The following is an 11,452-nucleotide window of genomic DNA, read 5'->3' as shown; positions in this document are numbered from 1 at the left end:
TGGTTTAAAAATTAAAGCCCCTAGAAGCATGATTTTTGGCAATATAAAGGTACTTGGTGAAGTTGACAATATGGAAGTATACCCAAAGTTATTTGTTAAAGATAAGATAGCATTTCCGCTATTATCAATGCCTATTGAAACTCAACCAAAAGTTAGAATTTTACAACAATGATTTAGTGAACAAATATTACCGTGAAATTTAGCAAAACAATTTATAGGACAAGAAAAATCAGTTTTAGATTTAATTAAAATTAGTACTGGAACTGAAACAAGAAGAGAAGTTATTAAAAACGCAAGAGTTACACATACTTGATTAGGATATCAAATGGGAACTGTTTGAGATGGTAAATGACCATTAAAAAAACAAAAAGAATTAAAAGATAAAGAAGTTTGAAATTTTGCGGGTGAAAGTCAATTTTATCAATATGTTGCAACTAATAATAGATTTGATGATATTGAAATTGAAATAAAAGACGCACCAACTAATGATAGTTTACAACAACTATTATTAGATATGCTAAGTTATACATATAACTATAATAGAAACTTCGAAGGTGATACATATAATGATAATGGTAAACCAAAAAATGATATTGCAAAATTACGTGCAAAATTTGAAGGACAAAAACCTGATGAAGTAATTACTAATTTATTTAAACAATGAAAATTAGATTATCCTAATTACATAAATTTACAACAAGTAAAAATTTTTAAACAAATATTTATCATGTTGTCGGAATATATTTATTCAATATTATCAATTAATAAAGGTTTAAACGATGATAATAAGATTTTATTACCATATTATTTTGAATTAAAATCAAGTCCAATACATCCTAATAAAGATGATATTTGACAATTTAAAGATGTAAAAGTAATACTAAAATCTGCATATTTTGATTTTGCATATATCAATAATATTAAGTTAAAAAATAATGATATTAGTCAAAATGAGTTATTTAAACTTGATGATAATCAATTTAATTGATTATCCATTACAAATGAATTAGAAACGAATAACATACCATCATTAATTCCAGCGGATTGAACCTTAGGTAATGGTGAATATGGTAAATACTTTACAAGAGCAATTATTAGTAATAATAAAGTGGAAAATGCTTTAAATTTATATGGTTCAAATAAATCTCAATTATTTTCAAAATTAGAATTTTATAAAGAAATTTTAAAAATTGATAATAATAGCGAATTTGAATTAAAAATTGAAAATCCGATTAATAACTTAAATCGGATTGAAATTAGTGGCATATTTGGTGCTGGAAATTATGATTTAATTTTAATAACAGATAAACAAGAAATAAATTTAACTAATATTAATTTATTTGATAAATATAATGAAAATATTTCTTATATAAATTTAGAAATTTAAATTATTTATCAAAATATCCATCTGGATAAATTCCATCTCACTTGATATCATAACTTTCATCTGGTTTAATTCCAAAATATAATTCTATTTTGTGTTCATCTTTTGTTTTGTGTGACCATATAGTTGTTCCAGCCCCCCCCCAGTAAACATTATACTGATGTCCTAAATAATATTGTAAATCATTAGTTTTATGATGTGCTATTGAACCAACTATTAAACCAGTTGTAGCAAGAAATAATGCTAAAATTGATGTTATTTTATAAAAATTTGTTTTTATTCATGTTTTCATATTAAATTACTCCTTTTTGAACATTTAATTTATATTGAGTAGTTGCTGTTTGATTTTGTAAATCATTTGAATTTATTTCATATTTAAAATATTCAAAAACATCAATTCCTTGTTCCGTATTATTTTTTAATATTTTTTCATTTATATTCTTAAAATAATTATGTTTTCAATTTTTATATTCTCTCTTTTTATTATTAGAATTAAAATTATTATTAATAATTTGTTGTTTTTGTTTTTGATTTGAATGTTTAATAAATAAATTATAATTATTAATTATTCTTTCTTTTAAATCTAAATCAAAATATCAAAAATCTAAACTTCAATGAAAATGACTAATATATTTTCGTCAGCATTTTTGTGCAATAACATAATTAAGTTCTTCAAACTCAAATTTTAAAATATTTGTATTTAATTCATCTTTTAAAACAGTAAGAAATTGTATATTTTGAATTAATTCTTTTTCATAATTAATATTTTCTTTTAATAAAGTTTTATAAGTGGCTAATTCAATAATATTTTTTTTCCAATCATCATTTATAATTTTTATTAATTGATTATTATTAACAACTATTTTCATATTAAATTACTCCTTTTTCCTTGATTTTACTTTTAAATTGTACTATTTTTGATTATTTTTACAAGTATGCTTTTAAACGCAAAATAATGCCTAAATTAAAGGTGTTTATTTTATGATACCTATACTATTAATTGTATTGAAATTGTTTATTATATTTTAAATATGAAAGTGGTTTTTTAAATAATTTTTATTTTATTTTAAATTACACTTATATATGTATATAATAAACAAGTAAATTAATATTTTAAATTATGGATGGGTTACACTTTATTGGACACTAATTACGTAGACAAGTTCACAAATTAGTTAAAAGAAAGGAAAATAATTATGGCCAATATTAACTCATATTCAGATGAATTTAAAAAACAAATAGTAGCTTTATATCAAAGTGGCAAGTCAGTATCTTGTCTTGTTAAAGAATATAACGTTACAAGAGCGGCTACTTATAAATGAATTAAGCAATTTACTAATTCAGGCAGTTTTAAAACCAAAGATAATCTTTCTGATTTAGAAAAACAATTAATTCAAGCAAATAAAGAATTAAAACAATTACGAATGGAAAATGATATTTTAAAGCAAGCAGCACTAATAATAGGCAGAAAATAGAAATTATTGCAAATAATAAATCTAAATATAAAATTCGCACAATGTGTCGTTTTTTAAAACTCTCTAAATCAACATATTATTTTAATTTAAAGAAAAAAAATAAAAATCAAAATAATATTTATGATGAAGCTGTTATTAGTGCTTTTAAAGAAAATAAAGAAGTTTATGGTACTAGAAGATTAAAAGTCATACTAGCAAACCAAGAAATTTATTTATCACGCAGAAAAATTAAACAAATTATGAATAAGCATAATTTAATATCAAAATACACTAAATTATCATTCAAAAATCATCATAATAAAGTCAATGATAGTCAAATTACCAATCTTGTTAATAGAAACTTTAATAATAAAATTAAAAATGAAGTTATTGTTAGTGATTTAACTTATGTTCAAGTTAATGGTAAGTGAAACTATATTTGCTTATTAATAGACCTATTTAACCGCGAAATTATTGGACATAGTGTAGGTACTAAAAAAGATGCATCATTAGTATATCAAGCATTTATGCACTCAAATCGCTGTTTAAAAGATATTGAAATATTTCATAGCGATCGCGGTAACGAATTTAATAATAAAACTATTGATAAACTTTTATTAGCATTCAACATAACTCGATCTTTAAGCAAAAAAGGCTGTCCTTATGACAATGCTGTTGCTGAAGCAACTTTTAAAACTTTCAAAACTGAATTTATTAATGATAAAAATTTTACATCATTAATCAAATTAAAATTAGAATTATTTGATTATATCAATTGATACAACAACATAAGAATTCACAGCACCTTAAACTACCTAACTCCAGTTAATTATCAAAAACAAGTGTCTACCAAAAAACAGTCCTAAAAAGGGTTGCCATTCCAAATACTACTATTCGTTTTATTCATTCCATCAATTCTGGGCTCAAAAATAAATTGTGAAATTTTAAAAAACATTGAGGCATTCGATTCAATATTTATTTAATTTGTGTTAAACAAATTAATATTTTAATTGAACCGGTCCCGCTCAATTTTTTTTACAAGTTTGAAATTTATTTTCTCGCCCAAAAATTTTTTCAAAAAAAATAAAAAATAAAACCAACACTTGCTCACTGGGGAGTGGCAAGGTTGGTTAAATAAAGAATAGAATTAATACAATAGGTCCCTACAACAGGTCTATATATACTAGTTTCCAATTCGCTCCCACCCCAAGAATTACCATTAATGGTTAGTATATTTTATTAGGTATCACTCCACTTTTTATTTATTCATGCAAGTCCACATGTTTTGGCCACTATTTTTAACAACTGTGTTGTGGTTCACTTTTTTAATTCCCTAACACGTGTTGATAATAGCGTTAAAGACGGTTATTAAAAATTTTAAAATTTTACAATTACAAAAAAAAGACAAGATTTTTATTTTCGTCTTTTGTCATTTATTTTTAATTTAAGGGTTTAAAAAAGAAAGGAGCTATTTTTAAAACTTTTTAGTTATTGACATCTTCGCCACGCTCCCAAAATTTTTATAAAAAAGCATATATCCAAAAAAATATTGACTTTCGCGTTAAAGTTATATATATTACAAAATAGTATTTGAATAAAGTTAATAAATTATATATAGAGGAAGATATAAGATGCCATCAAAATTAGTAATCATGGAATCTCCAGTTAAAAGTAAAGCAGTACAATCATATTTAGGTAATGATTATTTAGTGTTATCTTCGGATGGACACATTCGTAATTTAGCAATTAAAGGTCAATATGGTTTGGGAATTGATTTAGAAACTTTTGAACCAATTTACAAAATTGATCGCAAAAAAATGCCAAAGGTAAAAGAATTAAAAAGTAAATTAAAAAGTATTACTCATGTTTATCTAGCAACCGATCATGATCGCGAAGGAGAAGCAATTGCTTATCATTTAGATCAAGTATTAGCAACAAGTAATATATCATCACGAATAACTTTTAATGAAATTACTAAAGATGCAATTTTAACAGCATTTAAATCTCCACATAGTATTGATTTACCATTAGTTCGTAGTCAAGAAGCAAGAAGAATGGTTGATCGTATCATTGGTTTTCGCTTAAGTAATCTATTACAAAAAAAGATCGGTTCACGTAGTGCAGGGAGAGTGCAATCAGTAGCATTAAAATTAATAGCAACAAGAGAACGTGAAATTACTAATTTTATTAGTAAAGAATTTTGAACAATTAATAGTACTTATCAAAAAAAAATAATATTAAATTGTGAAAAATATAAAGAAGAACTGTTAGTTATTAATAATGAACAAGAAGCAGTTGCTATTAAAAATGCATTAAGTGATAGTTATCAAGTAATTTCTGTTACTGAACAAAATCGTAAGCGTAATTCATTAAATCCATTTACTACTAGTAGTTTATTACAAGCAGCATCAACGCAATTAAATTTTAGTACTGCTAAAACAACGCTTATTGCTCAGCAATTGTATGAAGGAATTGATGTTAATGGAACACTTACCGGATTTATTAGTTATCCTCGTACTGATTCAATACGTTTAAATGATAAATTTATTGAAAATGCCAAAACATTAATTGTTAATGAATATGGTGAACAATATCTTGGGCAGAAGAAAGAACAGACTAATAAAAAAAATGTGCAAGATGCTCATGAAGCAATCAGACCAACTGATTTAACAATGAATAATAAACGTGCTATTGATTTTTTAAATAAAGATCAATTAAAACTTTATAATTTAATTTATTTTCGTGCCCTTAGTTCATTAATGGCACCAGCACAATTAATTAGTACTACTGTTTTATTTAAAAATAATGATTATCAATTTCGTTTAACAGGACAACAAATCAAGTTTAAAGGATTTTTAACGCTTGATGTAGAAAGTCTTGAAAATGAAGAACTTTTAGTTTTACCAAAATTTGAAAAAAATCAAATTATTAAAGTTGAGTCAGTAAATTTACAGCAACACTTTACTAAACCAAAACCAAGATACACAGAAGCTAAATTAATTAAAACATTAGAAGAACTAGGAATTGGTCGACCATCGACTTATAATCCAATTATGAACACTATTAAAGAACGCGGTTATGTTATTATTGAAAATAAGTCTTTTAAAGCTACTGAGAAAGGTCTTTTAACTAATGATAAACTTCAAGAGTTTTTTTATGATATTATTAATGAGACATATACTTCACAAGTTGAAACTCAATTAGATCAAATTGCTCATGGTAATTTTGATATGCATCAAGTGGTAAAAGACTTTTGAGTTAAGTTTGAACCAAGGATTGATGATGCTTTTGATAAAATGACTGAGTTTAAAATTAAACCGGTTTTATTAGATCAAGATTGTCCACTTTGTGGTGCCCCACTTGTGCAAAGAACAGGAAGATATGGTAAATTTAACGGTTGTTCAGCATTTCCAAAATGTCGATATATTCAAAAACAATTAGAAAAAATTAAACCTTGTTTAGTATGTACAGATGGTTGAATGGTTGTTAAATCTTCAAAACAAAATCGAAAATTTTTAGGGTGTACTAATTATCCAAATTGTAAACATGTTGAAAAGTATCAAGAAATAGCTTCTGATAAAGAAGTAAAGTAGGTGAAACGCATGTTAAAAGATTATATATTATTAATAGATAAACCTTCATTTATGACATCACAAGATTGTCTTGTTGTTATTAAAAAACGTTTGAAATTAAATAAAATTGGTCATACAGGTACGTTAGATCCTTTAGCAACAGGACTAATGGTAGTACTTGTGAATGAAGCAACCAAAATTAGTGATTTTATTTTAAAAAGTGATAAAGTTTACATTGCAAAAATGCAACTATTTTTAAAAACCGACACCGGCGATATTACTGGTAAAATTATTGAATCAAAACCACATCTTGATTTAAAAGAATCAGAAATTGTTAAAGCACTTGAATTTTATAATAATCGTCAATATGAGCAAATAATTCCTGCTTATGCAGCAGTTAAAATTAATGGTAAAAAACTTTATGAATATGCTCGCGAGAATATTCCTGTTGAATTACCAAAACGTAAGGTTTATATTAAATCTTTAAAATTAATTAGTTTTAATAATGATTTAGTTACTTTTGAAGTAGTATGTTCAAAAGGAACTTATGTTCGAGCTTTGGTTACTGACATTGCTAGAATTTTACATACATCAGCAACTTTAACTTATTTGAGAAGAATTCATCAATCGGGTTTTGATTTAAGTAATGCCTTAAATTTAGATGTTATCAATGAAGAAACAGTTAGTAAAAATCATATTAGTATTTATGATGGTGTTAAAAATATTATGCCAGCGATTGTTGTTGATAATAGTAAAAGCGTTATTGATGGTAAACCTTTAGTTATTGATAGTACTAATGAGCCATATATTTTAGTTGTTAATTCTGAACATTTGCCATTAGCTATTTATCGTAATCAAAAAAATAATTTATACGTAAGCCAACGAGGTTTTAAATGTAATGAAGATGTTAAAATTGAAAAATCTAAATATTCAAAATCAAAAATTGATGTCTAAACCAATTATTGCTTGTTGAGGATTTTTTGATGGTATTCATCAAGGTCATCAAGCCTTATTTAAACAATTATTAGTTAATTCAACAATAAATAATTATCAAACATGTATTATTAGTTTTGATAGAAAACCACAAAGTGTAATTAGTAATAAAAATAATGAGGTTTTATTAAGTAATGAAGATAAAATTAAAACAATTGCTAAATATAATTTTGATTATTATTGGGAAATTAAGTTTAGTAAAGAAATAGCAACACTTTCACCAGAGCAATTTATTTCGTGATTATTGGCAAATAATGTTAAAGCAGTAGTTGTTAATCCAAATATTAGGTTTGGTTATCAAGGGCAAGGTAATATTAAAACATTACAACAATCTTCATTACAAGTTTATCTTTGTAATGATATTATTGTTAATAATAACAAAGTTTCTTCAACTTATATTAAACAACTTTTACAAAATAAAGATATTAGTAGTGCTAATCTTTGTTTACAACAAGAGCCATATACAATTAGTGGTAAAGTAGTTCATGGTATTAAAGAGGCTAGAACGATTAATTTTCCAACTGCTAATTTATCGTTATTAACAAACTATGCATTACCAGGTCTTGCTACTTATATTACGCTTACTGAAGTAGATAATAAATGATATCAAAGTATGACAGTAATTATGTTACGTAATAATAAGCCGTTAGTTGAAACTTACTTATTAAACTTTAATCAAGATTTATATGGAAAAATCATTAAAGTTAGATTTTTAGATTTTCTTCGTGATAATTTAAAATTTACTAATTTAGATGATTTAAAAAAACAAGTGGATAAAGATTTAATAGAAACAATTAAATATTTTGCTAATTCTAGTAGTAAATTATTAAAGCCATAATAATTGTGATATTCTTTATATTTACAATAATTATTAAACATTATAAATACTATTTATTAAAAACTATTTCCAGTAAAATTAAATTTTATTGTATATGCTAATGAAAAATAAAAAAGAAAAAAGGGAGTAAATAAATAATGAAATATTGAGTAAAAGAATTTATAAATCAAATAAAAGATAATAATGAAATTTGTGCAAACTGTGATTATAAAGAAAATTTACATAAAAATATTACTTCAAATGATAATTGTCAAATTGTAAATGATGAAACAATGCCATTGTTACAAGAACACACTTCAAATAATAAATGTATAGTTATTGAAATAGAATCAAACATTTCAGCTGTTAATAATATAGTAGAAATAAATTTACAAGGAAAACAAATTGAACAAAAAAAACAGACTACTAATAAATTACCTAATTATGGTTCAATTTGTTAAGAAGTTAAAACTACATAATCAGACTTAAAATGATGAATTATTTAAATAACTTATTTTAATAGATTAGTTAATTTACTTTCACTAATTTCTTTATATATATTTAAATTAGTTTGTTCGTATAAATAACAAGCTCAATAATATCAAATTAAATTTTGATAATTCATTCATTTTTTGACAATAATTGTTTGTTCATTATTTAAATTAAAACAATTAAATCAAGTATTAATTTCGGTTTCAGAAGTTAAACTTTCAGAAGCAAAAGAGGCAATATCAAATAATTCATCATTTCAACAGGCAAAATCTCAATCAATTAAATATCAGCAATTATTTTTTTTAACAAAATTATTTAATGTTAAATCATTATGAGATAAAACAATTGTTGTTGGTTGATAAGTAGCAATTCATTTGATTACCTCACTGGTTATTTTTTCTAAGCAAGGATTACTAGTAGTTAAATTACAGTATAAATTAAGTTGTTCTAAGCCTTTTCAAGTTTTAATTAATGATTTATTATCAAATTTAATATTATGTAGTTGTTTTACCAATGATGAAATTTGTTCTAATATTTGTTTATTAATTATTTGTTCGCTTAAATTAATTAAATTATGATAATATGGCATTAAGGTTAATAGTTTATTATTATTAATATTGACTTCATTAATAGGTAATGTAAATTTTTTTGATTTAATTAATTTAATAACATTAATTTGATTTGTAAAATTCAAAAAAGGTTGCAAAATATCTTTAGATTGTTTTAAAAAAAAATGTTTATTTACTAAAAATAAGTCATTGGTTAAACCTTTTGTTTTTAATAGTTCTAATTGATATGGTGGTTTAATAGTTTTAAATTTCAAAATGACACCTCTATTTTGCTTGTATTGTCCGTAATAAAATTATACAATTTATTAAATAAAAATTATTGAAAGTAAGTGATAGTATGTTAAAAAAAGGTTATATTCATATTTATAAAGGTGAAGGAAGAGGTAAAACCTCAATTCTTAATGGTATGGTAATTAGAGCATTGGGTAATAATCTTAATGTTAATTACTTACGTTTTTTAAAAAATCGTCCTTCTGGTGAAATTAATTTTTTAAAACAAAATACTAAACTTAAAATTGAAAGTTTTTATGAATCTTCGCAAAAATTTTTTTGAGAAATGGATGAAGAAGAAAAAAATAAATTAAAACAAGAAACTAATTATGGTCTTACTAGATTAAAACTGTTAAGTCAAAGTGATAATACTGATCTTATTGTTGTTGATGAAATTTTAGGGTGTATTCAAAATAATTTGATTAAAGAACAAGACTTAATTGAAATTTTAAAAAATAAAAAAAGACATATTGAAATTGCATTATCTGGTAGATATGCATCTTTTGCCTTAGAACAATGTGCTAATTTAATTAGTGAAGTTAAATCAATTAAACATTATTTTGAACAAGGTCAAATTGCTCGTGAAGGGATTGATTATTAATGACTGCTAAAACCTTATGGTTTGCATCTAATAATATCGGTAAAATTAATGAATTAAAGAGTATATTACAAACAAAGGGATATAATGTCAAATCAATGTTAGATCTTAATTCTCCTCTTGAAATTAATGAAACAGGTACATCATTTATTGAAAATGCAATTTTAAAAGCAACAACACTTGCAAAATTAGTGAATGGTCCTGTTATTGCTGATGATTCAGGATTAGAAATATTGGCTTTAAATAATTTTCCTGGTATTAACTCAGCACGATGAAAGGGAGAAATGTCCTATCATGATGCAATGTTAGACATTTTAGAACAAATGGAAGGTGAAACTAATCGTGCAGCAGTATTTATTTCTGCTATTGCTTATGTTGATTTTGATCATAAGATTACTAAAGCATTTATTGGTAAACTTGAAGGTGAAATCACTACTGAGATAAAAGGTAATGATGGTTTTGGTTACGATCAAATATTTTATGTTCCAGTAGTACATGCTACTTTAGGTGAATTGTCATTAGCAGATAAAAATAAAATTTCTCATCGTAATTCAGCAATTGAGCAATTATTAACATTTTTACAAGAACAAAATTAGATAGTTAAAATGAAAATAAAAAGGATGATTTAATTTTGTCATAATCATTAACAGATTCATAATTACCATTATTAAGTGGTAATAACAATAATATTAAAACTACCACTACTCCTATTTGAAAATCAGGAATAAAACCATTTAGTTTAATTAGTTTATCATGAACAGTTTCAATAATTATGTCACCAATTGTGGCAATAACTAACTATTGAAAAAATACTACCAAATTTGAATTTGTAAATGGATGAAATGACTTTATTATGAGACCCACTACTTTTATTAGTAGTGAATTAATTAATTCTTTTTTATAGTTTTTCTTTTTTAAAGATTAATTTTTGTTTAGAAACTATTTTAAATAATAGTTTAAGTAAAATAGATAAATTAAAAAAATTTAGTAAAGATACTATGTTAGTTATATCATTTTAGTAATAGTTTACTTGCTTATTTTTTAGTGATATTTTTAAAAAATGAAAGAATGGTTTTATATAAAAAAATAACGCAAAATGAAGTTGATTCATTTATAAGAAGTAGTTGTTATTGGATTTACTAGAACATATAATACTTTTGGTAGTGCTGAACTTTAATATTAAAACATAGTATTAGTTATGATAGTTTTTTTAATATTCAAGAAATAATAGAAAATGCTGAACGAGAGGCTACTATTAATAGTAGTCAAAAATTTAATTTTATTTCAATATAAGTTATTTTAA

11 protein-coding genes are annotated in these 11,452 nt (G+C 23.9%); 8 read left to right on the top strand and 3 right to left on the bottom strand.

What is annotated here, in order from left to right; translation table 4 throughout:
• The first annotated feature begins 28 nt into the window (after window positions 1–28).
• Window positions 29–1,387 (top strand): hypothetical protein, encoded by a 1,359-nt coding sequence (locus AACK96_RS06000; RefSeq protein ID WP_338973858.1) that lies wholly within the window; start codon window positions 29–31, stop codon window positions 1,385–1,387.
• Between the two features lies 1 nt (window position 1,388).
• Here the strand turns inward: AACK96_RS06000 and AACK96_RS05995 are convergent, their stop codons facing one another.
• Window positions 1,389–1,676 carry a hypothetical protein gene (locus tag AACK96_RS05995; RefSeq protein WP_338973856.1) on the bottom strand — a complete coding sequence of 96 codons (288 nt, stop codon included), beginning with the start codon at window positions 1,674–1,676 and terminating at the stop codon, window positions 1,389–1,391.
• A 1-nt stretch (window position 1,677) separates the two neighbouring features.
• Window positions 1,678–2,253, bottom strand: coding sequence for a hypothetical protein (locus tag AACK96_RS05990; RefSeq protein ID WP_338973854.1), 576 nt, complete (start codon window positions 2,251–2,253; stop codon window positions 1,678–1,680).
• A 327-nt stretch (window positions 2,254–2,580) separates the two neighbouring features.
• Here AACK96_RS05990 and AACK96_RS05985 point away from each other — a divergent pair.
• The 5 genes from AACK96_RS05985 (at window position 2,581) to AACK96_RS05965 (ending at window position 8,681) form a co-directional block, all read left to right on the top strand.
• Window positions 2,581–3,704 (top strand): IS3 family transposase gene (locus tag AACK96_RS05985; RefSeq protein ID WP_338973306.1). Its coding sequence is split into 2 segments (ribosomal slippage): window positions 2,581–2,824 and window positions 2,824–3,704, totalling 1,125 coding nucleotides; the frame shifts between segments, so codons are not numbered across the junction.
• 765 nt (window positions 3,705–4,469) lie between these two features.
• A complete protein-coding gene (gene topA / locus AACK96_RS05980) occupies window positions 4,470–6,431 on the top strand; it encodes a type I DNA topoisomerase (RefSeq protein WP_338973852.1) in 1,962 nt (653 codons plus the stop codon).
• A 9-nt stretch (window positions 6,432–6,440) separates the two neighbouring features.
• Complete coding sequence (truB, locus tag AACK96_RS05975; RefSeq protein ID WP_338973850.1) at window positions 6,441–7,364, top strand: tRNA pseudouridine(55) synthase TruB; 924 nt, start codon at window positions 6,441–6,443, stop codon at window positions 7,362–7,364.
• Complete coding sequence (gene ribF / locus AACK96_RS05970; protein ID WP_338959141.1) at window positions 7,357–8,241, top strand: riboflavin biosynthesis protein RibF; 885 nt, start codon at window positions 7,357–7,359, stop codon at window positions 8,239–8,241. Before truB ends, ribF begins: the two co-directional genes overlap by 8 nt.
• A gap of 137 nt (window positions 8,242–8,378) precedes the next feature.
• Entirely contained in the window at window positions 8,379–8,681 is a 303-nt protein-coding gene (locus AACK96_RS05965) for a hypothetical protein (protein ID WP_338960787.1), read from the top strand.
• A 50-nt stretch (window positions 8,682–8,731) separates the two neighbouring features.
• Here AACK96_RS05965 and AACK96_RS05960 read toward each other — a convergent pair whose 3' ends face one another.
• Window positions 8,732–9,535 carry a phosphotransferase gene (locus AACK96_RS05960; protein WP_338973848.1) on the bottom strand — a complete coding sequence of 268 codons (804 nt, stop codon included), beginning with the start codon at window positions 9,533–9,535 and terminating at the stop codon, window positions 8,732–8,734.
• An 83-nt stretch (window positions 9,536–9,618) separates the two neighbouring features.
• Here AACK96_RS05960 and AACK96_RS05955 point away from each other — a divergent pair, with 83 nt between their 5' ends.
• Together AACK96_RS05955 and rdgB are read left to right on the top strand one after the other, a co-directional pair.
• Window positions 9,619–10,152, top strand: a complete 534-nt coding sequence (locus tag AACK96_RS05955) for a cob(I)yrinic acid a,c-diamide adenosyltransferase (RefSeq protein WP_338973846.1) — start codon at window positions 9,619–9,621, stop codon at window positions 10,150–10,152.
• Window positions 10,152–10,745, top strand: a complete 594-nt coding sequence (gene rdgB, locus AACK96_RS05950) for an RdgB/HAM1 family non-canonical purine NTP pyrophosphatase (RefSeq protein WP_338973845.1) — start codon at window positions 10,152–10,154, stop codon at window positions 10,743–10,745. Before AACK96_RS05955 ends, rdgB begins: the two co-directional genes overlap by 1 nt.
• Window positions 10,746–11,452 lie beyond the last annotated feature (707 nt).

The sequence above is a fragment of the Spiroplasma endosymbiont of Tricholauxania praeusta genome (assembly GCF_964019535.1).
GTDB classification, from domain to species: domain Bacteria; phylum Bacillota_I; class Bacilli_A; order Mycoplasmatales; family VBWQ01; genus Spiroplasma_E; species Spiroplasma_E ixodetis_A.
Note: the sequence above shows the minus strand (reverse complement) of the source record. Positions and strands in the feature narration are given on the sequence as shown.